Here is a 23,490-nt window from a genome sequence, read left to right as displayed (position 1 = left end):
TCGCCTTCAAAGCGGGCGGGGGACAGTCTATCTACCCCCGTATGACCGAGAAGACTTCTCCCATTGCACTGGAAGACCGCGCCGAGCACGGCGTGCGTATGAGCTCGCCAAGCGCAGCGCGCAATCGCGAACCGATCACCCTGGCGCTGAAGGACCGCTTGCCTGAGGGCGCCCGGGTTCTGGAGATCGCCAGCGGAACCGGCGAACACGCTCTGGCCGTTGTCGGTGCGCGTCCGGATCTGAGCTGGACGCCCAGCGATCCCGATCCCCGCTCGCGCGCCAGCCAGAACGCCTGGGCTGAGGACGCCGAGGGCCGGATCCGCCCGTCGCTGGATTTGGATGTCTGCGCGAAGGGCTGGTGGGAAAACCTTGAGGCTGTGGACGCGCTTTACTGCGCCAACATGATCCACATTGCTCCCTGGGAGGCGGCGGAAGGCCTGTTTGAAGGCGCATCACAGCTTCTCGCACCGAAGGGGGGCCTGTATCTGTACGGCCCGTTTCTGGAAGGGGCGGAGACCGCGGCGTCCAATCTCGATTTTGACGCCAGTCTTAAACAGCGCGATCCAAGCTGGGGCGTGCGCTCGATCGAGGCCGTGGATGCGCTTGCGGCCCGTTGCGGCTTTGCGCGGACGGAACGGCTGGTCATGCCGTCCAACAATCTGATGCTGACCTTCCATCGGAGCGCGGCATGATCCTCTTTATCCTGATCACGGCGATCATCGGCGCCGTCGCCGCCTGGCGTCTGGCCAGTCCTTTCCTCAACGGGACCGAGACGGGATCGGGGCGCATCATGGCGCTTGTGATTGTTCCGGTCGTCCTGCTGGGGGCGTTGGGCTTTTATTTCGTCAACGGCGAACCGGAAGAACCAGGCGCCCCCTATGCCTCCGTCGCCCAGCGTCTGGCGGAGACCGATCCTGAACAATTGTCCCCGGACGAGCAGGAAGCCCGCTTGCGCGCCATCCTGCGCGAGAATCCCGAAGACCTTCAGGCGTTGACGCTGTTGGGCCGTTTCCTGTCGCGCAGCGAACGGGAGCTGGAAGCGGTCACCCTGTTTACGCGCGCGCTTCAGATCGAAGAGGATCCGCGCATTCTCTCCGATCTCGGGCAGGCGCTTGTGGTGCTCAATGACGGTCAGGTCACCCCCGAAGCCGAGCGCGCCTTTGAGGCGGCAAACCAGCTGGATCCGACCTTGCCTGAACCCGCCTTCTTCCTGGGCGCAGCCTATTATGCGCGCGGCGAACGCAATGAAGCGGCTGCAGTCTGGTCTGACATCATTGCGCGTCTGGATGACGGGGACCCGTTCCGCGCAGCGATTGCGGCGCGTGCGGCGGACCTTCTGTCGCGACCGCAGGGCGGACCGGGTTCGTCCGGCGCGGCCCCGTTCGCCGACGCCATCGCTGCGGGTGTTGATCCTGCAGACCTGGCGGAGATGATGGTGAGTCGGCTTGAAACCCGGCTTGAAGAGGATCCGGACGATCTGTCCGGCTGGCTGACGCTGGCGCGGGCGCGCTGGACGCAAGGGCAGGCCGAAGCCGGCCTTGAGGCACTGGAGCAGGCGAGCGCGCGGTTTGAAGGCGATGCCGGCGCCCTGGCCCTGATTTCGGCCATGCGGACCGCCTTTGCGGTTGAGGAGAGCGAACAATGAGAAAAGCCCAGCGACGTCTTTGGATCACCCTCGCGGCAGGCGTGGTTCTGGTCGGGGCCGCCGGTCTAGCCATGACGGCCATGCGTGACGCCATGGTGTTCTTCTATTCGCCCGCCATGGTGGCCGAGAACCCGCCCCAGCCCGGTCAGCGCGTGCGCGTGGGCGGACTGGTTCTGGACGGTTCTGTGGAGCGTCCGTCGCGCGGCGGCGCCAATTTCATCATCACCGATGGCGGCGGGGAAATCCGCATCAGCTATGACGGCTCGCTGCCGGACCTGTTCCGCGAAGGGCAGGGCATTGTGGCCGAGGGCGTGTTTGATCCCGAAGGCCGTTTCACCGCCGACACCGTGCTCGCCAAGCACGATGAGAACTACATGCCGCCTGAAGTCGCCGCTGCACTGCGCGAATCGGGAATGTGGCATGAAGAGGAAGGCGACCATGAGGGCTATGGCGGCCCGAATGGCTATCGCCCCGCTGAAACGGAGCAGCCTTCATGATCGCCGAGCTCGGACGCTATCTGATCGCGCTGGCCCTGCTGGCGAGCCTTGTGCAGATCTTCGTCGCCTGGCGGGGCGCCGGGGGGGCGGGGCGCAGCGCGTATGTGAATGCGGGCAAGGCGGCCTCTGAGATCGCGATGCTTGCGGCGGGCGTCGCCATGATCTTGCTGATCGCGAGCTTCCTGCGGTCTGACTTTTCCATCGCTTATGTGGCGGCGAACTCATCGGTCGACAAACCGCTGGCCTACAAGATCGCCGCCAGCTGGGGCGGGCATGAAGGCTCGATGCTGCTGTGGTGTCTGCTGCTGGCGGTGTTCGGTTATGGCCTGGCGCGCTTTGGCCCGACGGATGAGGGTTTGCGGTCCCGCGCCGTGAGCTTTCAGGGCCTGTTGCAGACGTTGTTCTTCGGCTTTCTCGCCTTCGCGTCCAATCCGTTCGAGCGCTTGTCTCCGGTCCCATTGCAAGGCGCCGAGCTCAATCCGATCCTGCAAGACCCGCTCCTCGTGATCCATCCGCCCATGCTCTATGTGGGCTATGTGGGGCTGTCGACGGCCTTTGCGATTGCGGCGGCGGGCCTGATGCAGAAAACGCCGGGCCGTGTGCTCGCGGCGGCGATCCGCCCCTGGGCGCTGGGCGCCTGGACGGCGTTGACGGCGGGCATCGCGCTGGGGGCCTTCTGGGCCTATTACGAGCTGGGTTGGGGCGGCTGGTGGTTCTGGGACCCGGTTGAGAACGCCAGCTTCATGCCCTGGCTTCTGGGCGCGGCTCTGATCCACTCCTCCATCGCCACTGAAAAGCGCGGCGCCTTTCCAGGCTGGACCGTCTTTCTGGCGCTTCTGGCCTATATCCTCTCCATTCTGGGCGCCTTCCTGGTGCGGTCGGGCGTCATCACCTCGGTGCACGCCTTCGCGCTTGATCCTGAACGCGGCATCTGGATTCTGGGCATGCTGGGCGTGTCCTCGGTGGCGGGGTTCCTGCTGTTTGCGTTGCGCGCCGGCTCGCTGGGCGAGGGCGACGGGTTTGAACCCACGTCCAAAGAGGCGCTGATCGGCGCCAATAACCTGCTGCTGGCCGCAACCTCGGGCGTCGTGCTGATCGGCACGCTCTATCCCATGCTGCTTGAGATGATGGGTGGGGCGACGATTTCGGTTGGCGCGCCGTATTTCAACTCTTCGGCCACGCTGCTCTTGTTGGGCGCGGCGCTTCTGATGCCCATCGCGCCTTTTCTGCCCTGGGCTAATGGCGGATTGAAGAACGCGGTCTCGCAAATGCGCGCGGCGTTGATGCTGATCCCGGTAGCGGCGGTGATCATCGCCCTGCTGTTCGCCGGCGCCAGCCCGCTGGCGGTTGTCGGCGGCGCCATTGGCGTCTGGGCGATTTCGGGCGCGGTGATGGATCTGGGCCAATTCCTGCCGGTCGCCATGGCGCGCGGCCAGAAGCTGCTGGTCATTGGCCGGGTGCTCGCCCATGCGGGCGTCGGCTTTATCGCGCTGGGGGCTGCGGCGGACGCCTCCCGCCCGCCAGATCAGAATCTGGCGCTGGCGCCGGGCGAAAGCGTGAGTATCGCAGGTCGCGAGCTGACGCTGGATGGCGTGCGCCGGGCTGACGGGCCGAACTATATGGCTGACCGGGCGCGTATCCTTGTGGATGGCGGCGAGGGGGGCGTCATGTCTCCGGAGCGTCGCTTCTATGCCGGCGCCAACCAGACCACCCGCGAAGTGGCGCTGAAATCCTCTATCGCCGGTGATCTGTATATCTCGGTCGGCGAAGCGCGCTTGCGTCCGGACAGCTCGACGGCGTTTGAAACACGAGTAGCGTTCCACCCGCTGATCTGGGCGCTGAGCCTTGGCGCGATCATGATCGTTCTGGGCGGCGGTCTGTCGCTGACAGGACGGCTGCGCGCCTATGCGCCCATCGTCCGGCGGGATGCGACTGCCAAACCTGCGGAGGCGGTGTGATGAAAGCCCTGATCCTGGCTCTGGCGTTGGCGGCCCAGTCTGTTCCGTCAGGCGCGCTTCCTTCTGATGAGGAAGCGCGTGCGCAGGCCCTGATGCGCGAAGTGCGGTGCATGGTGTGCTCGGGGGAGTCGATCCTGGATTCCAACGCAGCCCAGGCGCAGGACATGCGCCGGTTCGTGCGTGAGCAGGTCGCTCTAGGCGCGGATGACGATGCGGTGCGCGAAGCGCTGGTGCAGCGTTTCGGCTATGCGGTGCTGATGCGCCCGCCGCTGGACGCCAATACGATCCTGCTATGGGTGGCGCCGGTGCTGTTGCTTGTGATGGGTGGCGGCCTCCTGGCCAATTCCATGCGCAAACGTCCCACGAAACCGTGAGCAGAGCTTGTCTTGAAGCCTGAACACAAAGACGCCACCTCATCCTCTCAGACAGGTGATGAGAGGCTGGGATGGCTCAATCAGAAAAAGTGACCTTTGAAGGCGCCGCAGGCGATACGCTGGCGGCGCGACTGGATCGCCCGAACGGGCCGATCCGGGCCTGGGCCCTGTTTGCGCACTGTTTTTCCTGTTCCAAGGATGTGCACGCGGCCCAGCGGGTGTCCCGACGCCTGACCACCCATGGCTATGGCGTGCTGCGCTTTGATTTCACCGGGCTGGGCCAGTCCGAAGGTGATTTCGCCAACACCAATTTCAGCTCCAATGTGGAAGACCTGATCAAGGCGGCGGACTTTCTGCGCGAGACGCAGGCGGCGCCCAGTCTTCTGGTTGGCCATTCCCTGGGCGGGGCGGCGGTTATCGCCGCGGCGCCCTCCATCCCCGAAGTCAAAGCGGTGGCCACGCTCAATGCGCCTGCTGACGCCGAGCATGTGCGCCATCATTTCAGTCAGGATGAGGTGGAAGCGATCGAGGCCAACGGCTCCGCCAGGGTGTCGCTTGCCGGGCGCGTCTTCACGATCAAGAAGCAATTCCTCGACGATATCGAGGATCACAAGCTTGAAGATGTGGTGCGCCACATGAAGGCGGCGCTTCTGATCGCGCACTCCCCGATTGATGAAACCGTCGGCATCGAGAACGCCACGCGCCTGTTTGTAGCCGCCCGTCATCCCAAAAGCTTTCTGAGCCTGGACAATGCGGATCACCTTCTGAGCCGGGAAGCGGACAGTCATTACGCTGCTGACGCCATCGCGGCCTGGGCAAGCCGGTATGCGCCGCCCGCCAAGGTCGGCCCGCCGCCGCAACTGAACAATGGCGAGACGGCTATCGTGCAGGAGACTGGGCTTGGCGGGTTTCACAGCTGGGCTGTGACTGGCGAGCATGCCTTCATTGTAGATGAGCCTGAGAAGGTGGGCGGTCTGAATGGCGGTCCCGCTCCCTATGACATGTTGTCTGCGGCGCTGGGCGCCTGCACGACCATGACCCTGCGCATGTACGCCAATCACAAGCAAATCGAGCTGGGGCGCATCACGACACGGGTGACCCATAGCAAGGTGAAGGCGGACGGCCCGTCAGATCTGTTTGAGCGCGAGATCGAGGTCGAGGGTCTGGAGGATGAAGCCCTTCAGCTCAAGCTTCTCGAGATCGCCAACAAGTGCCCGGTCCACCGCACGCTTGAGCGCGGCGCCCATGTGGAGAGCCGCTATAAGGGGAGCCGCTGAGACCAGACTCTAAAAATTACGAAACCGTAAGGTGTCCGTAATATTCCTGTCAGCCGCACCCTGCCATCAAATTTACATCCCATGGACCGGTCCGCCGGTTCTGACACGCGTAAAGGACTGTGATTGTCTGCCATGAAACTGACCCAACGTTTGATCCTGTCCGCCGCCGTCGCCGCTCTCACCCTGGGGGCTGCGACCACTGTCGCCTTTAGCGCGCAGGAGGCGCCGTCCGCGTATGCCTATGCGGCGCCCAATGGCGCTCCGATGAGCTTCGCCAGCCTGATCGAGCAGGTCAGCCCGGCTGTGGTCTCCATCGAGGCGGAAGGTCATGTGGAGAGCCAGAACGCGCCTGACATGTCGCAATTGCCGCCGCAATTCCGCGAGTTCTTCGAGCGTTTTGGCGGCATTCCGGACCAGCCGCGCGAACGTCGCGCCCAGGGCTCGGGCTTCTTCATTTCCGCTGACGGCTATGTGGTCACCAACAATCACGTCATTGACGGCGCCGACACCATCCGTGTCGTGCTGACTGACGGGCGTTCTCTTGAGGCGACCATTGTCGGCACGGATGTGGCGACGGATCTGGCGCTGCTGCGCGTCGCCGAAGAAGACGAACCCTTCGCCTATGTGGAGCTGGAACGCGATCTGAGCATCCGGGTTGGCGACTGGGTCGTGGCCGTGGGCAACCCGTTCGGTCTCGGCGGCACCGCCACGGCGGGCATCATTTCTGCGACCGGTCGCCAGATGGGCGCGGCTCAGGCCTATACCGACTTCCTGCAGATCGATGCGCCGATCAACCGCGGCAATTCGGGCGGTCCGGCGTTTGATCTCGATGGCAAGGTGATCGGCGTGAACTCCGCCATCATCAGCCCGACGGGCGGCAATGTGGGCATCGGCTTCGCCATCCCCTCCGATCTCGCCGCCACCGTCATCGATCAGCTGATCGAGAATGGCGAAGTGCGACGGGGTTATCTGGGCATTGCCCCGGCTGTCCTGACCGATGATCTCAAGGACGCCATGGGTCTTGATGAAGACCTTGAAGGCGTTCTGATCAACCAGGTGCTCGACGACACCCCGGCGCAGGCCGCGGGTCTGGAGAACGGCGACATCATTCTTGAGATCAATGGCGAGCCGGTGGACGATCCGCGTGAGCTGACCCGTCGCGTCGGCGCCTTTGCGCCGGGTGAGCGCGTCGCATTCCGCATCCTGCGTGAAGAGCGCGAGCGCACCATTCGCGTCGAGCTGACCGAGCGCCCGGACAATTCCGCCCCGGCTCAAACCCCGGATCGTGACGCCGGCGCCGCCGCCCAGTTCGGTCTGGCGCTGAGCGTGGCGGATGAGGCCGAGCGTGAAGCGCTGGGGATCGAGGATGGCCGTGGCCTACTGGTTCAGGGCGTGCGTCCCGGCTCGGAAGCTGCTGAGAAAGGTCTGCGTCCGGGGGATATGATCCTGGAAGCGGGTGGTCGTGATCTGAGCGCCTTGTCTGATTTTGATGCGGCGGTGGAGGATGCGCGTGAGCGCAACCGCCGTGCGCTTCTGGTGTTCGTGGTGTCGCAAAGCGGTCAGCGCTACACCGCGTTGGAAATGCCGTCCGAAGAGACGGACGAATAACAAAAACAACAATACGGCGCCGGGTCGGGAAGCCCGGCGCCCATTCTGGTTCGGGAGTGAGTCATGCGTATTCTGATCGTGGAAGACGACCGCGAGGTCGCCGGCAACATTGCGAAAATGTTGCGCGAATCCGGACATGTGGTCGATATGGCCCATGATGGCGAGGACGGCCTCGCCATGGCGCGTGACGGCGCTTTCGATGTGCTGATCGTGGACCGGATGATGCCGCGCCGCGACGGCCTGTCCATGGTGTCCATCCTGCGTGAGGAAGGCGACAAGACCCCGGTCCTGGTGCTGTCCGCGCTGGGCGAGGTGGATGATCGCGTGGCTGGCCTGACGGCGGGCGGCGATGACTATCTGGTCAAACCCTATGCGCCTTCAGAGCTGAAGGCGCGTGTGGACGCGCTGGCGCGTCGTCGTGACCCTGAAGCGCTGAAGACCCGCCTGCAGGTCGGTGATCTGGAAATGGATCTTCTGGCGCGCACCGTGAAGCGCGGTGAGGAGACAATCCAGCTTCAGCCGCGCGAGTTTCGCCTGCTGGAATTCCTCATGCGCCATGCCGGTCAGGTCGTGACCCGTACGATGCTTCTGGAAAAGGTCTGGGACTATCACTTTGACCCCCAGACCAACGTCATCGACGTGCACATCTCGCGTCTGCGTTCGAAGATCGACAAGCCGTTCGACACCTCCATGCTGCACACGGTGCGCGGGGCAGGCTATCGTCTGTCCAACTAGGCGCGAACGGCGAGCAAGACACTGGACACGCAAACCCATAAAGGCTGGCGGGCGCCCGCGTTTCTGCGGACGACCGCCTTTCGCCTGACGCTGCTGTCTGCGGCGCTGTTTGCGCTGTCCAGTTTCGTGATCCTTGCGCTCGTCTACGCCGCCTCTGTGAGCGCAGCGCTGAGGCGGGCCGATGCGTCTGTCTCCGCTGAAGTCGCCGAGATCCAGACGCTCTATGAAGAGCGCGGCTATCAGGGCGCCTATCGCTATCTCGTCCAGCGCTCGGTGGGCGGGGGCGAGTTCTTCTACATGCTGCTGGACCCGGACGGGCAACAGCTGGTGGGCAATATCTATGGCCTGCCAGAAGCCCCGACCGATCCGCAAGGCCGGGTGCGCTTCACCTATGACCGCCAACCCGTGGACGGGGTGATTGATCGCGCCGAGGAAGGCCGGGACGCCCGCGGTCAGATTGTCGAGCTGGGCGACGGCTATCAGCTCTTTGTCGGCCTCGATGTGGAAGAGGAAAGCCGCTTCGTCGCCAATACGCTGAATTCGGTCCTGATCGCCTCGGGCCTGTCGCTGGCGCTGGGGATCGTGTCGGGCGCGGTCGTGTCGCGTCGGTTTGCGCGAAGGCTCGACGGCATCAACGCCGCTGCGCGGGCGGTGATGCTGGGCAAGCTCGATACCCGCGCGCCGCGCACCTATTCCGGCGATGAGCTGGATGAGATGGCGCGCAATTTCAACGACATGCTCGATCGGGTGGAAAACCTGATGCACCGCATGCGCACGGCGGGCGATTCCATCGCCCACGATTTGCGCCTGCCGCTGACCCGAATGCGCGGACGCATCGAATCCGCCCTTGTTGAGGAAGGCGATGTGGAGGCGCGCGAAGCCGCGCTGATGCAAGCCGTCAGCGATGTGGACGAGCTTTTAAAGACCTTCAACGCCGTTCTGTCCCTGTCCCGCCTTCAGACCGGTGAGCGCCGCCGCGCCTTCGAGAGCATGGATCTGGGCGCACTCATGGAAGATATGTGCGAGCTCTATCAGCCGGTGTGTGAGGATGCGGGCACGGAATTCCTGTGCGAGTGCTCGCCCGATCTGATGCTGCTGGGGGATCGCGAGCTGATTGCTCAGGCCATCGCCAATCTTCTCGACAACGCCATCAAGTACACCCCCGATGGCGGCGCGATTGCCTTGCGCGGTCGCAAGACCGGCGATGGGCGTATCGAGCTGTCGGTCACTGATACCGGCCCCGGCATCCCGGCGGAGGATCGCGAACGGGTGCTGGAGCGCTTTGTGCGTCTGGATCGTTCGCGCAACCAGCCCGGCGTGGGCCTTGGCCTGTCGCTGGTGCACGCCATCGCGGAAGTGCACGGCGCAAAGCTCAGCCTCGATGACGGCCCCGGCGCCGTGGATGGCGCCGGCCCTGGCCTCAGGATCGCTCTGACGTTTCCGAAGCGGAAATAGGCTCGGGCTTGTCGTGGCGGTCAATTGGCCTGCTGTTTATTCTGAATATGAGCATCACGAGGACAAGGCCGATAAGGCTTTGCGCCAGATCGGATGCTATGAAGGCCGTGAACGCCCCGAAAGTGAGCAGGTTCTCTAAGACCAGCGGAATGCGAGTGATCGCAATATAGGCTCCGAGAATCGCCAGCCCCATCTGGGTAAGCTCCATGGTTGTCAGAGAGATCCTGGGAAAGTCCGCAGTCTTGGGGATTGCGACTTTTGACACCGGCGCTGCGAACACGAACCCTAATGCCAGTGAGGCCGACAGCGAAAGCTGCCCCGTTATCCAGAGCGTATCTGGAAAATCGGGTGACATTTCAGGAACTGAAGTGAGAGCCATCCAGTGAAGGCAAATCTGAACAAGTTCGGGAACCTGTAGGATAAGCCCCCATACGCACAGCACCCTGAGGAGCGTAACGAAAAGGGATCTGAGCATGCGGGGACTCCTGTCAGGCGAAAGCGCGGCTACTATGCAGGCTTGAAGCACTGCCGCAACCGCCTTGCCCTTGATCGCGGCGCGCCGCACCCTTTGCCCACGACCGCGCGAATAACAATCGAGCCATTCGCGCGGTCGTATCGGCGCAGCAGCGCCCGAAGCCTGAGGCGATGCCCTGGCTTCAGGATCGCTCTGACGTTTTCGAAGCGGAAATAGGCTCGGGCTTGTCGTGGCCGGCGGTGCGTAGAGTCTGGAACTTGCGCAGAAACGGACGCAGTCGGAAGCCAAAGAAGAGCAGGCCGGCGCCAAACACAGAGCTGATGATGGCTTCTAACAGCAAAGAAGCGAGGCCTGACCTAACTTGCACTTGCAGTTGCATGTTGGAGTTCGCTGCGGCGCCCTCAGCAGCTCGAGAGCGTATGACTTCAGTCGTATAAATAATAGCGTCTGGAAGGCTGTTGATCAGTGTGTTCGCGCCAATCAGGCACAGGCCGATTAGAACGAAATCCTGTGCCTTGATATCTGATTCTGTGGGGTTCTTTGCTTCGGGTGCTATTACCTTTGTGAGGAAACCCGAAAATACCCATAGCGCGATAGCCAGTACGATCGTGATGCCTAACCCCAGAAAGTTCTGAATCTCATATGCGGTGTTGGAAAATGGGTCGCTCCCGCTGAGTAAGCGCATCAGACTAAAGAGCAAATTGGGAAGAGTAATCGCTCCCAGATACAAGGCCAGCAGGCGGATCGCCGCCACACAGAGATTTCTGATCATGGATTCCCCTCCAGCAAGAATCGGACGGTAGGGGAAGCCGAACCGCCTCGCAATCTTGCAGCGGCCCGCAACGCTCTGCACTCTGGGTCCATGACTGCGCCCCTCAAAGACCGCCTCACCAAACACCTGCCCAATATCGCGCCCGACCGCGCCCGGCGGGCGCGAGAGCGCATCGGCGAGGCGGTGTTTGACGCTTGGGGCGAGGGGGCGGATTTCCTCGACAGCGTGTTCGCGGCGGCGCCCTATCTGACGCGCACGGTCGTGCGGCGGCCCGATACGCTGCGTGAGCTTGCCACCACCAGCCCTGAAGCCCTGATCGAGCGTTTGTGCGAGACCGCGCGTCAGGCGGCGTCCCTGGAGGACGAGGCCGAAGTGATGGCTGTGTTGCGGCGGGCCAAGCTGGACCTTCATCTTGTCACGGCGCTGGCGGACCTTGCGGGCGCGTTCAGCCTGAAACAGGTGATGGCGGCGCTGACGGACTTTGCCGACGCGGCTGTTCAGGCCAGCCTTGCGTGCGCTGTGCGCAGCTATGGCGTCGAGGTCAGCGATCCGCTCAATCCGCTGCCGGGCTATTTCGTGCTGACGCTGGGCAAGCACGGCACGCGCAGCCTCAATTTCTCCTCCGACATTGATCTTGTGATCGCCTATGAGCCGGAGATCATCGAGGCGCCCGAGGGCAAGGACCCGCTCAAGCTGTTCTCGCGCATCGCCCAGAAGCTCAGCAATATCATGCAGGACGTGACGGCGGACGGATATGTCTTCCGCGTTGATTTGCGTCTGCGTCCTGATCCGGGCTCCACCCCTGTGGCGGTCAGCGCCAATATGGCGCGCTATTATTTCGAAGCTCTGGGCCAGAACTGGGAACGGGCGGCCTACGCCAAGGCGCGCGTCTGTGCGGGTGATCGGGCAGCGGGCGAGGGCTTTCTGAAAGACCTCAACCCCTTCATCTGGCGGCGGACCATGGATTTCGCCGCGGTCGAGGATATCCGCTCCATCGCCAAGCAGATTCAGGCCGTCGGCAAGCGCGCTGAAGTGCGCGCAGCCGGCCATGATGTGAAGCTGGGGCGTGGCGGCATTCGCGAGATCGAGTTCTACGCCCAATGCCTGCAGCTGGTGTTTGGCGGGCGCATGCCTGCTGTCAGGGCGCCCGGTACGGTGGATGCGCTGGCGGCGCTGGCGGCCCATGACCTCATTGAATCTGAAGAGGCCGAAGCGCTGACCGCCTATTACATCGCCCTGCGTGATGTGGAGCATCGCATCCAGATGCTGGAGGACGAGCAGACCCAGACCCTGCCTGTGCAGGCGGAGGCGCGCCGGGCTGTGGCGGCGCTCTCGGGATCGGATGATCTGGGCGACTTTGATGCGCGCATGACAGCGCTGTTCGGCGCTGTGCACGCGGCCTTCTCGGCCCAGTTCGGGGACGGAGAGAGTCTCGCCACCGAGGCGGGCTCTCTGGTGCTGACCGGGGTCGAGCCGACGCCCGATACCCGTGAGACGCTGGACCGTCTGGGCTTTTCGCAGCCGGATCGGGTGTGGGAGCGCCTGTCAGGCTGGGCGGCGGGCCGGGCGCGCGCTGCGCGCACTGAACGCGCCCGGCGCCTGTTCTCCCGCTTTGCGCCGCGCCTGATCGAGGCGCTGGCCGCCACAGGTGATCCCGACGCCGCCTTCACCCGCTTTTCGACCTTTTTCGAGGGCCTGCCCAGCGGGGTGCAGCCGCTGTCGCTTCTGGTCAATCAGCCCGAGCTGGCGCGTGAGTTGATCGCCATGCTGGGCCTCGCGCCACGTCTGGCAGAAACCCTGGCGCGGCGCCCGGCGCTTCTGGATACCCTGCTGGACCCGGCCTTCGCGCGCCCGCTGAGCGAAGACCCGCCGGCTTATCGGATTGAGCGCTTTGCCGGGCTTGATGCGATGGATTACGAGCAGGCGCTCAACGCCGCCCGGCGTCTGGCGCGTGAGGAGAAGTTGCGCATTGGCGGACAGCTTTTGCTGGGGCGTGCGCGGGCGCAGGATGCGGGGCAGGCCTATGCCGATCTCGCCGACGCTTCGCTGGCCGCGATGGCGCAAGCCGCCGTCAAGGAAATGACCGCGCGGCACGGGCCTCCACCGGGCGACTGGGCGGTGCTGGGGCTGGGCAAGCTCGGGGGGCGAGAGCTGACCGCGACGTCTGATCTCGATATCATGCTGGTCTATGAGCCACATGCCGAGCAATCAGACGGCAAGCGCCCGCTGGTCGCGCAAACCTGGTTCATCCGCTTCACCCAGCGTCTGGTCTCCGCCCTCTCGGCGCCCACCGAGGAGGGGGAGCTCTATGAAGTGGACCTCGCGCTGCGGCCGTCGGGCTCCGCCGGGCCCGCTGCGGTCAGCCTCTCCCGCTTTGAAGAGTATTATCAGACTTCCGAAGCCTGGACCTGGGAACGGATGGCCCTGACCCGCGCCCGGATCGTGGTCGAGGGTGGTTTGGCCCGAAAGCTTGATGACGCCATCAACACCGTGATCGGTGACGCCGGGGACGCCGAGATGTTGCGCGAGGACGCCGCGGACATGCGCGCCCGGCTGGAACGGGATCGACCGGCGCGGTCGTTCTGGGACCTCAAGCTGCGGCCGGGCGGGCTGATCGATATCGAATTCATCGCCCAGATCGGTCAGCTGGTTCAGCATGAACGACAGGGCGCGGATACGGCGGGGGCTCTGGACCGACTGTCGCAAGCAGGATGGCTGGCGGTTGAGGATGCGCGCGTATTGCTGGAGGCGCATGAGCTTTATGGCGACCTGACGCAGATCCTGCGGGCGGCGCATGGTGCGGACTTTGATCCGGAAAAAGCCAGCGATCCTTTCTCCCGGCGTTTGTGCATGGCGGCCCATTGCGAGGATCTGGCCTGTGCCGCCGATCGTCTGGATGCTTGCGCCGCTGATGTTCGCACGGTTTTCGAGCGCTATATCGGGCCTGTCAGATTTCGCGCGACGGATTAGGATGACCCCACCCGTACCAAGGGTATGAGCGAGGGAGAGAACAAGACCCCGCTTCGATACAGGAGATTGGTACGATGAAGAGACTTCTGAGCGCTGCTGCAGCGATGATCGTTCTGGGTTCGGGCGCAGCCCTGGCCCAGCCCATGGGCTTTGACGGATATGGCGCGCGTGGCCACGGTCATCATGATCGTGGTCAGGGCCGCGGGCATGGCGGCATGAATGGTCTGCGCATGCTTCAGGTGGCGGATCTGAACGGTGACAACACCGTCACCCGCGCCGAGGTCGAGCAGCTGCAGGGCGAAGAGTTCGCCTATCGGGATCGCAATGGCGACGGCTTCCTGGACGAGGCGGACGCCTCTCCGATGCACATCCGCATGATGTCGCTGCGTGAAGAGCGCCGTGAGGCGCGTCAGGCCGAGCGTGAGGACCGTCCCAACCGCCGTGAAGGTCGTGGTGACGGTCGCCGGGGCCAAGGTCGCGGTTTTGACGCCGACCAGGATGGCCGCATCTCCTCCGATGAGTTCATGGCGGGATCGCTGCGTATGTTCGAGCGGCTTGATGCGAATTCTGACGGCTCTGTGACCCCGGATGAGCTCGATGCTCATGTGGCGGCGCGTGAAGAGCGTCGGGAAGAGCGTCGCACGCCCTGGTGGCGCAACTAGGCGTCAAAGGAAAGCAGCGCGCGTGTCTCGCCCCGTTCTCAAAGTCATAGACGGATCCCCCCACCGGACGGGCGGGGGTGAGGAGGCGCGCGCTGCGGACGCCCGTTTGGCTCAAGGCGTCGCCCAGGGCGATGCCGGCGCTATCCGGGCTTTGACCCAGAGGTGCCTGCCGCGCGTCCATGGCGTGGCGGCGCGCCTGCTGAGCGACCAGGACGAAGCCGAAGATGTGGCGCAGGAGACCTTCATGAAGGTCTGGCGCAAGATCGCGCTTTACGATCCCGATCGCGCCCGGCTCGAGACCTGGGTGACGCGGATTGCGATGAACGCCTGCTATGACCGTTTGCGCAAGAAGCGCGAAAGTCAGATCAGCGAGGACGCGCCCGAACAGATGGATGGCGCGGTCAGCGCCGAGAACCGTCTGACGGGCGAGGATGCGCTGAGCCGGGTGAGAGAGGCGGTCAACGCCTTGCCGGAGCGGCAAAAAATGGCGCTTCAGCTGTGCCATTTTCAGGACCATTCCAATATAGAGGCGGCCCAGATCATGGAGGTCAGCGTCGAGGCGCTGGAATCCCTTCTGGCCCGGGCGCGTCGCGCCTTGAAGGCGAAACTCGCCGCGGATCGTGACGAATTGATCGCGGATGCGGCTGGACTACACGGATCGGGGAAAGAAATATGAGCGAGATGCACACGATGAACCCGGACCGGTTTTCTGAACTGGCGGATGCTTTTGGCGGAGATCTGTCGCGCTGGCCGAGCGAGGAGCAGGCGCGCGCACAGGCGTTCGTGAAGGCGGAGCCAGACCTGGCGCAGGCGCTTCTGGAAGAAGCCGCCGCGCTGGACGCGCTGCTGGATCTGGATGCTATCGCCCCGCCGCCGCCTTCGCTTTATGAAACCATTGCCGTTTCGGGTATTCGTCGCGCCTTCGCACCGCCTCGCTGGGCGGGTATCGCTGCGGCTTTCGCCCTGATGTTCGGGGCAGGGACCGGCTGGGTTGGCGCCCAGATGAATACCCAGCCAAACCATGACGTTTTGTACGCCAACGCCTTTTCCGTTCTGTCCGAGACGGAAACCCTATTTGAGGATGGCTCATGAACCGGATCAATATCTGGATCGCCCTGCTTCTGGCGTCTGTTCTGCTGAACGGTCTGCTCATCGGCGCCAGCGCCCATCGCTGGCTTCATGACGACGGCCCGTCGCGTGAAGCCATCCGCGCTGACGCTGCGGATGCGGCGAGTGTGAAGGGCTTTGAGCCGCGCAGCTTTTTCCGCGCCGTGCCCGAAGAGTATCGCCGGGATCTGTTTGAGCACATGGCGGGCTCTCGTGATGAGGTCTACGGCCTGATGCGTGATCTGGGCGACAAGCGCCGCGCAGTACGCGATGTGCTGACCAGCGAGCCTTATGATCCTGAAGCGGCGGCGGAAGCGCTGAGCGAGGCTCGGGACGCACGGGCGCGGCTGGAGCAACGCACCGAGGCGCTGATCCTGGATGCGGCGGGCATTTTGCCGGCTGATGTGCGTCGGGATGCATTTGATCGCGCCCTGACCCGTCATCATGACCGCGACCATGACCGCCGTGGCGGTGACCGTGGGAGCCGTCATGACGGCGAGCGGGGTGATGATGACGCGCATGATCGTCGTGATCACGCTCCGCGACATGAACCGCCGGCGGGCCCGAACGAACCGGACCTGTTCTAGAGCCGAGCGTAGACGCACGGGCTTCTAGAGCCGAGCGTGGACTCCCGGGCTGCGGTGCGGATCAGGCTTCCGCGCTGACCGTGGCCTCATCAGTCTCGTCATGATCGACCGAGGGGAGGATTTCAGGCTCTGCTTCCTGAGGCAGGCTTGGTTCCGCCGGCAAGGTGAATGACACGGTGGTGCCTTCGCCCAGGCGCGAGTCGATGCGCAACGCGCCGCCATGCAGCTCGATCAGGGATTTGGACAGGGCGAGGCCGAGGCCTGAACCCTGGTGCTTCTTGGAGTGCTGGCTCTCGATTTGCTCGAACGGGCGCCCGACCCGTTGCAGATCGTCTTCAGAGATGCCGATGCCGGTGTCAGAGACCTGAAGCACCACGCCATCGGCGGCCTGGAAGCCGCGCAGTTTCACCTTGCCGCCTTCGGGGGTGAACTTCACCGCATTCGACATCAGGTTCAGGAGCACCTGCTTGAGGGCGCGCGGATCGGCGCAGATCTCGGGCAGATCGTCGCCTTCCACCGTCAGCTGGATGGACTTCTCCTCGGCGCGGGCGCGCATGATCCGCACGCACTGCTCGATCACTTCGGCGGGCATCAGGGGCTCGGGCTGAAGCTGCATCTTGCCCGCCTCGATCTTGGACATGTCGAGAATGTCGTTGATCAGCGAAAGCAGGTGCTGGCCCGAGCTGAGGATGTCGTTGACATAGTCCTGATAGCGTTCATGGCCGAGCGGACCGAACATCTCGCCCGCCATGATCTCGGAGAAGCCGTTGATGGCGTTGAGCGGCGTGCGCAGCTCGTGGCTCATATTGGCGAGGAATTCGGACTTGGAGCGGTTGGCTTCCTCGGCCCGGATCTTCTCCTGCTCGTAATTGGCGGCGAGTTCCTGAACCCGCTCCTGCGACCGACGGAGATTCTCGACCGTGCGACGCATCTCGCGGTCATTATCCTTGAGGGCGCGCTGCTGGTCCTTCAGGGCCGTGATGTCCGCGCCCACGCTGACAAGGCCGCCATCGGCGGTGCGGCGTTCGGCATAGTGAATCCAGCGCCCGTCATTGAGCTCGAGATCATAGTCGTCCTGACCGTCCTCGGAGGCATGAGCCGCCTTGATGGCCCGCGCCGCCGCAGCCTCGACCTGCTCATAGCTCGACCCGATGCGCAGATCGGGTTCGTTGAAGCCGAAGAAGTCGCGGAACTTGCGGTTCCACAACACGAGGCGGCCGCGAGCATCCCACAGCACGAAGCTCTCGCTCATGGATTCAAGCGCGGCGCGGAGGCGTGATTCCGCCGCCGCTACACGCGCCTGGGCGCCCTTGCGCTCGGTAATGTCGATGGCGACGCCGATGATCCGGCGGGTATGGGGCAGCAGACGTCCGCGCAGTTGCAGCCAGACCGGCAGACCCGCCGCGCGCACTTCCAGATCGACGTCCTGGGCATTCGCGGCGCCGCGCAGGGCCGCGCGCACCTTGGGGCGGTCTTCCTTGCCCAGAAGCAGCAGCAACTCCGGGCCGGAGAGCGATTCGCCGCGCGCGCGTCCGATCAGCTGCGCAAAGGAATCGGTCAGCTCCACTTCGTCGGTATCCAGATCCCAGTCCCACACCCCGCAACGCGCGCCTTCAATAGCGAGGTGGAGGCGGCCCTCGGAGTCCGTCAGCTTGGCCTGAGTGTCGCCCAGTCGACCCATCTGATTGCGCAGGACGATGGACAGGGCGCCCGCCGTACCCAAGGGCGCCAGGAACAGAAGCAGGTGGAACAGAAGGGTGCTGTTCCAGGCCGAGCGATCAATGCCGTCCGGGCCCAGGCTCAGCGCCTGTAGCGGCGCGCCATTGATAGCGGCGGCCCCCAGGATACGGGTGTCTTCTCCCAGATGCGCGCCACGCATGGCGCCGCCATTGCGCGACATTTCCGAGACGGCGGCAGGGTCTAGGCCCAGCCGTTCAGCCGCGAAGGGCGCGCCTGTGAATGGCGTGTCCGGGTTGAGCGCCAGCAAGCGCCCGTCCGCGTCGGTCAGCATGGCGACCTCGTCACGGTTCCAGCGCGGGAGGAGGCCCTGCGGCGTGAGACTGGCGACAAGGGCGCCAACCGAGCCGTCCGCCAGAGGCGCGGGCGCAGTGATCACCAGCGGCGGCGTCTGGCCGGGACGCGCGGCAATGCCAGAGCTGGAGAGGAGCGCGGCATTGGCCGCTTCCCGGAGGGCTTCGGGGTCAGCTTCGCCAGCCGCGATCAGGCGTCCATCCGGGGTGAGAAGGGCGGCGGCGTTCACCCAGGGCGCCTGGATCAGATTGTCGAGGCCGGCCTGGGCGCCGGCATCCAGACTGGCCGGGCTCATCACCTCAAGCTGGGAGGCCGCCATGGCGAGCGCGCCGCGGACTTCGGACAGGCGTCCGGAAACGCGTTCAGCGATGAAGGCGGCGGTGCGCGCCTGGGAGGCTTCAGCCTCGGCGCGGGCGGCGGTCCATTCCTGATGCAGCTTGACCAGGATCACGCATCCGAAAACCAGCGAGAATGCAATAACCGCAAGGGTTGTCGGCCACAACGACCCCTTCGCTTCGGTCTCGGCCGAAACGGGTGTGCGATCGCTTTTGGCGCCGCGCGCGGTTTGTTGGCCGACACGAATCATCCCTCGCAAACTAAGGTGTTCCGCGGGCGTTCGTCCAGCGCCGTAAATACCGGGTTAAGAGCCGTCTTGAGGCTTAAGCCATCAGCTTGTCGATGGCGTCCTGATCGTTGTCGTCAACGACCTCGGATTCGGTGTTTTCACCCCCTTCCGAGGGCTTTTCAGCAGCGGCGGCGCGACGCTCGGGACCCTTGTAGTCCTCGCGTTTGCGGCGACGGTCCGGGCCCAGATAGTTCGCGGTCTTCACGAAGGGGCGGGGATTGTTGACCACGGCCACAATCTTTTCCCACATCTGGCGCGCCGTGACGGGCTTGGCGCAGATCTCGGTGACGCCGGCATCACGGGCGGCCATGATGCGCGAGCGCTCGGTATGCGCGGTCAGCAGGATGATCGGCACGAACGGGTTCTTCATGTCCGCGCCGCGGCGGACCATCTGGATGAATTCCAGCCCGTCCAGAAGCGGCATCTGATAATCCACGATAATCAGGTCGATGGCTTCATGACGCACCATCTCGAACGCTTCCACGGCGTCGCGCGATTCATGAGTGCGGGAAATGCCGAAACCGAGCAGCATCGAACGGATAATGCTGATCATGTGAGCATTATCGTCGATGATCAGGGTGTTCACATTGCCCATGCGGGGCGTCATGCCACGGCTCCGTTCGCTCAGGGCTCAAGTCTGACTCGCGTTCAATCTAGGTCGTACGCCATTTCCGTACGGTTAATCCAATGTGCCTTCAGACTTTTGCTGCATATCATCCGGCCGGGCGTTGATGGCGCGGATGAGGTCAGCCGCACCCTTGGCGAGCGTGATGGTTTGCGTGGAGGCGTCCGGATCATCCTGGGCTGACTTCACAAGGCGTTCAGCCAGCGCGAACAGGCTGGGCGCATGCACGATCAGACGGGCCTGATGCTCGATGCGACCCGGGTCGCGGTCATATTCGGCGCCGGGCACGCGCCAGCCGCCCCAGTTCTGGCTGTCCGTCACCACCACCGGATAGGTGCCGGGCTGCGGGTGGTGGGCGCACTCCTCGGCCGATTGCCATTTATTACGCGCCCGCATGAGCCGCCAGTTGCCGACCGGGTTCTCCTCAACCGCCTCCGCGCTCAGCTCGTCTGCCGTGAAGTCCCGGCCCAGACCGCAGTCATAAGCGATCTTCACCGGCTCCTCGACGTCTCGCACCCAATGGGGTTTGACCTTCTCGATCACCGCCCAGGTGCCGACCGGTTTGACGTAGACGCGTTGATGCTTGTGGTATTCAGCTTTGGCCATCGTGCACTCCCTTGCCGACCAGCATAACGGGGGCCGGGTCTAGGCCGGGTTAACCAACACGGTTACGAAACCCCTTCCAGCCAACCGCGCAGGACGGGTTTGCGCTGGCTTGAAAGCCTGTGTAAATCGCAGCCATGACCCAGAACACGCTGACCCTCCGCAAGCCCGACGACTGGCATGTGCATCTGCGCGACGGCGCGATGCTTGAGTTCGTCGCCGATTTCACCGCTCGGCAGTTCGCCCGCGCCATCGTGATGCCGAACCTGACCCCGCCGGTGACGACAGTGGATCAGGCCATAGCCTACCGCGACCGGATCAACGCCGCCGTTCCGGCGGAGCGCGGTTTCACTCCGCTGATGACGGCCTATCTGACCGACACGATCAGCGCGGACGAGATCGAGCGCGGTTTCCGGGAGGGCGTCTTCACCGCCGCCAAGCTCTACCCTCAGAATGCGACGACCAACTCGGCGCATGGCGTCAGCGATATCGCCAATATCCGTCCGGTGCTCGAGCGGATGGAAAAGCTGGGCATACCGCTTCTGGTGCATGGCGAGGTGGTCAGCCCCGATATCGATATTTTCGATCGCGAGGCGGTGTTCCTCGATACGGTCCTCGGCCCGCTTCTCAAGGAGATGCCGGGCCTGCGGGTTGTGCTGGAGCACATTACGACCGAGCACTCGGTCGAGTTCGTGAAGGCGGGAAGCGAAAACCTCGCGGCGACCATTACGGCGCACCATTTGCGCATTGACCGCAATGACATGCTGGTGGGCGGCATTCGCCCGCACGCCTATTGCCTGCCGGTCGCCAAGCGACGCCTGCACAAGCTGGCCCTGCGCAAGGCGGCGGTCTCGGGCAACCCGAAATTCTTCTTGGGCACGGACACTGCGCCCCATGAGCGCCACGCCAAGGAAAGCGCATGCGGCTGTGCGGGCATTTTTAGCGCGCCGGTCGCCATTGAGAGCTACGCCCAGACCTTTGAGGAGGAAGGCGCGCTCGGCAAGCTGGAAGGGTTCGCCAGCGAGTTCGGCCCGGCCTTCTATCGCCTGCCGTTCAATGAGGGCACGATCACCCTCAAGCGCCAGCCCACCGACATCCCCGCAGCCCTGGAAGCCGGAGACATCAAGATCGTCCCCTTCCATGCCGGTGAAGCCATGGCCTGGCGCCTCGTTGAGGACTAGCGACTAGCCGGGACCCCCGGGGCCCCGGCCACCGCCGCCGGGACCGCCACGCCCGCCGCGCCCGCCACCCGGGCGGCCTTGGCCGGACGGGCTCATGCTGACTTGTCGGATCATCTCCTCGCGGGTGACTGCGCCATCCGCGTTGGTGTCGAGGCGGGTGAATTCGGCGATCCAGACCGCTGTGAACTCCTCCAGCGTCGTAACGGCATCGCCGTTCGGATCAAAGGCGATCCGGCCCGGAATGGCATGTTGAGCCCCCAGATGACGCTGGGAAAATCCGGAAATCTCGATGCCGGACAGACCGCCATTGCTGTCCTGATCAGAGGCCAGGAAAACCCTTTCTGCACCGGTACGCACTTCGGCGGCTGTAACGACCGCGTCTGCGCTTGCGTCGAAACTGGCGACCACAAGACTGGCCGGAGTGACGATGCCGCCCACGCGGGCGGGATTGATCCCGGGCGCGCCTTCATGAGCGCCACGGCCTTCGGGCGGGCCTCCCGCGCAGGCCGTGACAGTCAGGGCTGCCGCTGTAATCAGGGTGTAGGTCAGTCTCATCACGAAGGCTCCATTGGGGGGACGGAAACCTCCTATACGTCCGGACATTCGCGATGCCGTCGCAAGCAGACGCAAAAACGCCGCCCTGCGCGGGGCAGGGCGGCGTTCTGACAGGTTCTGAAGCGATGTCGGCTTAGGCCGCCGGCGCTTCAATGCTGCTCATATCAATGACGAAACGATAGCGCACATCGGCTTTTTCCATGCGGTCAAAGGCGGTGTTGATCTCGTCCATCCTGATCATCTCCACCTCGGGCAGGATGTTCATGCGACCGCAGAAATCGAGCATTTCCTGGGTCTCGGCGATCCCCCCGATCAGGGAGCCGGCGACGCGGCGACGGCCCATGATGAGCGGCGGGGACATGAACTCGTCCATCACGCCGACCTGGCCGACAATGGCGAGCGTGCCGTCCACATCCAGAAGCGGCATGTACGGGGTCACATCGTGCTTGACCGGCACGGTGTCGATGATGAGGTCGAGCGAGTTGCGCGCTTCTTTCATCGCATCCTTGTCGGTGGAGATCAGCACGGCGTCGGCGCCCAGCTCGAGGGCGTCCTTCTCCTTGCTGGGAGAGCGGCTCAGCACGGTCACATGCGCGCCCAGGGCGATGGCCAGCTTGATCGCCATATGGCCAAGACCGCCCATGCCGATGACACCAACCCGGCTGCCTGGTCCGACATTCCAGGTGCGCAGCGGGGAATAGGTCGTGATGCCGGCGCACAGCAGCGGCGCGGCGCGAGAGATATCCAGTCCTTCCGGCATGGCCAGAACGAACTCTTCACGCACCACGATATGCTTGGAATAGCCGCCCTGGGTCGGCTCGCCGGATATGCGGTCCTTGGAATCATAGGTCGCGGTCATGCCGTTGCGGCAGTACTGCTCCTCGCCGTGATCGCACTGGTCGCAGTCCTGGCAGCTGTCCACCATGCAGCCGACGCCCACATGATCGCCCACAGCGTAATTTTCGACGTCGGGACCCACTGCGATCACCTTGCCCACGATCTCGTGGCCGGGCACCAGCGGCGCCGTGTAGGGGCCCCAGTCGCCACGGGCGGTGTGCAGGTCAGAGTGGCAGACGCCGCTGTAAAGAATCTCGATGGCGACATCATTGCCGCGCAGCTCACGGCGTTCGAAGTCATACGGGGCCAGCGGTTTGTCCGGCGCGTAGGCGGCGTAGCCAGTCGTTTTCATGAGGGTCTCCCGAGGGGTGGTGAAAAGCGCTTCGCCCGATAGGTAGGATGAAGCGCTTATATCGCAAGCGATATTAAGTAACGTTGCGGGTTATTGGCTCAGTTCAGGGGCGTAATCGGTATTGGTCACGGCTTCGCCCCATGCGACGGGGGATCCGTCTTCAGACTGCTGGATTGCGATATGGGTCATGGATTTGTCGGCCTGGGCGCCGTGCCAGTGATTCTTGTGCGGTTCGATCCACACCATGTCCCCGGTGCGGATGTCCTGGCGCGCTTCGCCCTCGATCTGGATCCAGCCTTCGCCGTCGGTTACGATCAGCAGCTGACCGAGCGGGTGGGTGTGCCAGTGTGTCCGGGCGCCGGCTTCAAAGGTGACCGTGCCGGTTGAGATTTCGGCCGGGGAAGGGGCCGTGAACAGGCCGTTGATCTGAACCTGACCGGAAAAGGTCTCGGCCGGGCCCTGGACAGCGGGTTGTTGGTCTTGATGAAGGATATCCATCTTTCAATCCTGCCTCTTCTTGTGTGCACCCGTGATATAGCGACTGTTATAAATGTGATTA

At 64.0% G+C, this 23,490-nt stretch carries 23 protein-coding genes; 15 read left to right on the top strand and 8 right to left on the bottom strand.

From position 1 onward, the window contains the following. The first annotated feature begins 41 nt into the window (after positions 1–41). From ACFELO_RS09360 to ACFELO_RS09320, 9 genes are all read left to right on the top strand, one after another. Positions 42–692 carry a DUF938 domain-containing protein gene (locus ACFELO_RS09360; RefSeq protein WP_440957499.1) on the top strand — a complete coding sequence of 217 codons (651 nt, stop codon included), beginning with the start codon at positions 42–44 and terminating at the stop codon, positions 690–692. After that, a complete protein-coding gene (locus tag ACFELO_RS09355) occupies positions 689–1,645 on the top strand; it encodes a tetratricopeptide repeat protein (RefSeq protein WP_440957498.1) in 957 nt (318 codons plus the stop codon). Before ACFELO_RS09360 ends, ACFELO_RS09355 begins: the two co-directional genes overlap by 4 nt. Beyond that, a complete protein-coding gene (gene ccmE, locus ACFELO_RS09350) occupies positions 1,642–2,142 on the top strand; it encodes a cytochrome c maturation protein CcmE (protein ID WP_440957497.1) in 501 nt (166 codons plus the stop codon). The genes ACFELO_RS09355 and ccmE overlap by 4 nt, the downstream gene beginning before the upstream one ends. Next, the gene (locus ACFELO_RS09345; RefSeq protein WP_440957496.1) at positions 2,139–4,100 is read left to right on the top strand and encodes a heme lyase CcmF/NrfE family subunit; all 1,962 of its coding nucleotides are present in this window, start codon (positions 2,139–2,141) and stop codon (positions 4,098–4,100) included. Before ccmE ends, ACFELO_RS09345 begins: the two co-directional genes overlap by 4 nt. Further along, the gene (locus ACFELO_RS09340) at positions 4,100–4,474 is read left to right on the top strand and encodes a cytochrome c-type biogenesis protein (protein ID WP_440957495.1); all 375 of its coding nucleotides are present in this window, start codon (positions 4,100–4,102) and stop codon (positions 4,472–4,474) included. Before ACFELO_RS09345 ends, ACFELO_RS09340 begins: the two co-directional genes overlap by 1 nt. 71 nt (positions 4,475–4,545) lie before the next feature. Further along, positions 4,546–5,751: a bifunctional alpha/beta hydrolase/OsmC family protein gene (locus ACFELO_RS09335; RefSeq protein ID WP_440957494.1), complete on the top strand. Its 1,206-nt coding sequence runs from the start codon at positions 4,546–4,548 to the stop codon at positions 5,749–5,751. A 132-nt stretch (positions 5,752–5,883) separates the two neighbouring features. After that, on the top strand, positions 5,884–7,359 hold the full coding sequence (locus tag ACFELO_RS09330; protein ID WP_440957493.1) for a Do family serine endopeptidase: 1,476 nt from the start codon (positions 5,884–5,886) through the stop codon (positions 7,357–7,359). 63 nt (positions 7,360–7,422) lie between these two features. Next, positions 7,423–8,094 carry a response regulator transcription factor gene (locus ACFELO_RS09325; protein WP_440957492.1) on the top strand — a complete coding sequence of 224 codons (672 nt, stop codon included), beginning with the start codon at positions 7,423–7,425 and terminating at the stop codon, positions 8,092–8,094. Between the two features lie 126 nt (positions 8,095–8,220). Continuing rightward, positions 8,221–9,549 (top strand): sensor histidine kinase, encoded by a 1,329-nt coding sequence (locus tag ACFELO_RS09320; RefSeq protein WP_440957491.1) that lies wholly within the window; start codon positions 8,221–8,223, stop codon positions 9,547–9,549. Here ACFELO_RS09320 and ACFELO_RS09315 read toward each other — a convergent pair. Together ACFELO_RS09315 and ACFELO_RS09310 are read right to left on the bottom strand one after the other, a co-directional pair. Continuing rightward, positions 9,515–10,024: a hypothetical protein gene (locus ACFELO_RS09315; protein WP_440957490.1), complete on the bottom strand. Its 510-nt coding sequence runs from the start codon at positions 10,022–10,024 to the stop codon at positions 9,515–9,517. The genes ACFELO_RS09320 and ACFELO_RS09315 overlap by 35 nt on opposite strands. 181 nt (positions 10,025–10,205) lie before the next feature. Then, positions 10,206–10,796, bottom strand: a complete 591-nt coding sequence (locus tag ACFELO_RS09310) for a hypothetical protein (RefSeq protein WP_440957489.1) — start codon at positions 10,794–10,796, stop codon at positions 10,206–10,208. A 90-nt stretch (positions 10,797–10,886) separates the two neighbouring features. Here ACFELO_RS09310 and ACFELO_RS09305 point away from each other — a divergent pair, with 90 nt between their 5' ends. The 5 genes from ACFELO_RS09305 to ACFELO_RS09285 all read left to right on the top strand — a co-directional run bounded on the left by ACFELO_RS09305 (position 10,887) and on the right by ACFELO_RS09285 (position 16,122). Continuing rightward, complete coding sequence (locus tag ACFELO_RS09305; protein WP_440957488.1) at positions 10,887–13,766, top strand: bifunctional [glutamine synthetase] adenylyltransferase/[glutamine synthetase]-adenylyl-L-tyrosine phosphorylase; 2,880 nt, start codon at positions 10,887–10,889, stop codon at positions 13,764–13,766. A 74-nt stretch (positions 13,767–13,840) separates the two neighbouring features. Next, positions 13,841–14,428 carry a hypothetical protein gene (locus ACFELO_RS09300; protein WP_440957487.1) on the top strand — a complete coding sequence of 196 codons (588 nt, stop codon included), beginning with the start codon at positions 13,841–13,843 and terminating at the stop codon, positions 14,426–14,428. Between the two features lie 22 nt (positions 14,429–14,450). Next, positions 14,451–15,104, top strand: coding sequence for an RNA polymerase sigma factor (locus ACFELO_RS09295; RefSeq protein ID WP_440957486.1), 654 nt, complete (start codon positions 14,451–14,453; stop codon positions 15,102–15,104). After that, positions 15,101–15,520: a hypothetical protein gene (locus ACFELO_RS09290; protein WP_440957485.1), complete on the top strand. Its 420-nt coding sequence runs from the start codon at positions 15,101–15,103 to the stop codon at positions 15,518–15,520. The genes ACFELO_RS09295 and ACFELO_RS09290 overlap by 4 nt, the downstream gene beginning before the upstream one ends. After that, complete coding sequence (locus ACFELO_RS09285) at positions 15,517–16,122, top strand: periplasmic heavy metal sensor (RefSeq protein ID WP_440957484.1); 606 nt, start codon at positions 15,517–15,519, stop codon at positions 16,120–16,122. The genes ACFELO_RS09290 and ACFELO_RS09285 overlap by 4 nt, the downstream gene beginning before the upstream one ends. Before the next feature lie 61 nt (positions 16,123–16,183). On the opposite strand, the gene ACFELO_RS09280 is transcribed toward ACFELO_RS09285, so the two are convergent. The 3 genes from ACFELO_RS09280 to ACFELO_RS09270 form a co-directional block, all read right to left on the bottom strand. Next, a complete protein-coding gene (locus tag ACFELO_RS09280; protein WP_440957483.1) occupies positions 16,184–18,604 on the bottom strand; it encodes an ATP-binding protein in 2,421 nt (806 codons plus the stop codon). A gap of 208 nt (positions 18,605–18,812) precedes the next feature. Next, the gene (locus tag ACFELO_RS09275; RefSeq protein WP_440957482.1) at positions 18,813–19,385 is read right to left on the bottom strand and encodes a response regulator; all 573 of its coding nucleotides are present in this window, start codon (positions 19,383–19,385) and stop codon (positions 18,813–18,815) included. A gap of 72 nt (positions 19,386–19,457) precedes the next feature. Further along, a complete protein-coding gene (locus tag ACFELO_RS09270; RefSeq protein WP_440957481.1) occupies positions 19,458–20,009 on the bottom strand; it encodes a hypothetical protein in 552 nt (183 codons plus the stop codon). 134 nt (positions 20,010–20,143) lie between these two features. Here ACFELO_RS09270 and pyrC point away from each other — a divergent pair, with 134 nt between their 5' ends. Continuing rightward, positions 20,144–21,187 carry a dihydroorotase gene (gene pyrC, locus ACFELO_RS09265; RefSeq protein WP_440957480.1) on the top strand — a complete coding sequence of 348 codons (1,044 nt, stop codon included), beginning with the start codon at positions 20,144–20,146 and terminating at the stop codon, positions 21,185–21,187. Between the two features lie 3 nt (positions 21,188–21,190). On the opposite strand, the gene ACFELO_RS09260 is transcribed toward pyrC, so the two are convergent. The 3 genes from ACFELO_RS09260 to ACFELO_RS09250 form a co-directional block, all read right to left on the bottom strand. Continuing rightward, positions 21,191–21,742, bottom strand: coding sequence for a hypothetical protein (locus tag ACFELO_RS09260; protein WP_440957479.1), 552 nt, complete (start codon positions 21,740–21,742; stop codon positions 21,191–21,193). A gap of 133 nt (positions 21,743–21,875) precedes the next feature. Continuing rightward, positions 21,876–22,931: an NAD(P)-dependent alcohol dehydrogenase gene (locus ACFELO_RS09255; protein WP_440957478.1), complete on the bottom strand. Its 1,056-nt coding sequence runs from the start codon at positions 22,929–22,931 to the stop codon at positions 21,876–21,878. Between the two features lie 90 nt (positions 22,932–23,021). Then, positions 23,022–23,429: a (R)-mandelonitrile lyase gene (locus ACFELO_RS09250; protein ID WP_440957477.1), complete on the bottom strand. Its 408-nt coding sequence runs from the start codon at positions 23,427–23,429 to the stop codon at positions 23,022–23,024. Positions 23,430–23,490 lie beyond the last annotated feature (61 nt).

This window comes from Oceanicaulis sp. LC35 (genome assembly GCF_052055585.1).
GTDB lineage: Bacteria > Pseudomonadota > Alphaproteobacteria > Caulobacterales > Maricaulaceae > Oceanicaulis.
The sequence above is the reverse complement of the archived record's forward strand: the minus strand, read 5'-3'. Positions and strand labels throughout refer to the sequence as shown.

Coding starts and splice junctions, on each gene's coding strand:
- ACFELO_RS09270 (WP_440957481.1), bottom strand. CDS start 20,009: ATGGCCAAAGCTGAATACCACAAGCATCAACGCGTCTACGTCAAACCG.
- ACFELO_RS09255 (WP_440957478.1), bottom strand. CDS start 22,931: ATGAAAACGACTGGCTACGCCGCCTACGCGCCGGACAAACCGCTGGCC.
- ACFELO_RS09360 (WP_440957499.1), top strand. CDS start 42: ATGACCGAGAAGACTTCTCCCATTGCACTGGAAGACCGCGCCGAGCAC.
- ACFELO_RS09260 (WP_440957479.1), bottom strand. CDS start 21,742: ATGAGACTGACCTACACCCTGATTACAGCGGCAGCCCTGACTGTCACG.
- pyrC (WP_440957480.1), top strand. CDS start 20,144: ATGACCCAGAACACGCTGACCCTCCGCAAGCCCGACGACTGGCATGTG.
- ACFELO_RS09300 (WP_440957487.1), top strand. CDS start 13,841: ATGAAGAGACTTCTGAGCGCTGCTGCAGCGATGATCGTTCTGGGTTCG.
- ACFELO_RS09335 (WP_440957494.1), top strand. CDS start 4,546: ATGGCTCAATCAGAAAAAGTGACCTTTGAAGGCGCCGCAGGCGATACG.
- ACFELO_RS09325 (WP_440957492.1), top strand. CDS start 7,423: ATGCGTATTCTGATCGTGGAAGACGACCGCGAGGTCGCCGGCAACATT.
- ACFELO_RS09315 (WP_440957490.1), bottom strand. CDS start 10,024: ATGCTCAGATCCCTTTTCGTTACGCTCCTCAGGGTGCTGTGCGTATGG.
- ACFELO_RS09275 (WP_440957482.1), bottom strand. CDS start 19,385: ATGACGCCCCGCATGGGCAATGTGAACACCCTGATCATCGACGATAAT.
- ACFELO_RS09355 (WP_440957498.1), top strand. CDS start 689: ATGATCCTCTTTATCCTGATCACGGCGATCATCGGCGCCGTCGCCGCC.
- ACFELO_RS09340 (WP_440957495.1), top strand. CDS start 4,100: ATGAAAGCCCTGATCCTGGCTCTGGCGTTGGCGGCCCAGTCTGTTCCG.
- ACFELO_RS09310 (WP_440957489.1), bottom strand. CDS start 10,796: ATGATCAGAAATCTCTGTGTGGCGGCGATCCGCCTGCTGGCCTTGTAT.
- ACFELO_RS09285 (WP_440957484.1), top strand. CDS start 15,517: ATGAACCGGATCAATATCTGGATCGCCCTGCTTCTGGCGTCTGTTCTG.
- ACFELO_RS09330 (WP_440957493.1), top strand. CDS start 5,884: ATGAAACTGACCCAACGTTTGATCCTGTCCGCCGCCGTCGCCGCTCTC.
- ACFELO_RS09290 (WP_440957485.1), top strand. CDS start 15,101: ATGAGCGAGATGCACACGATGAACCCGGACCGGTTTTCTGAACTGGCG.
- ccmE (WP_440957497.1), top strand. CDS start 1,642: ATGAGAAAAGCCCAGCGACGTCTTTGGATCACCCTCGCGGCAGGCGTG.
- ACFELO_RS09250 (WP_440957477.1), bottom strand. CDS start 23,429: ATGGATATCCTTCATCAAGACCAACAACCCGCTGTCCAGGGCCCGGCC.
- ACFELO_RS09345 (WP_440957496.1), top strand. CDS start 2,139: ATGATCGCCGAGCTCGGACGCTATCTGATCGCGCTGGCCCTGCTGGCG.
- ACFELO_RS09305 (WP_440957488.1), top strand. CDS start 10,887: ATGACTGCGCCCCTCAAAGACCGCCTCACCAAACACCTGCCCAATATC.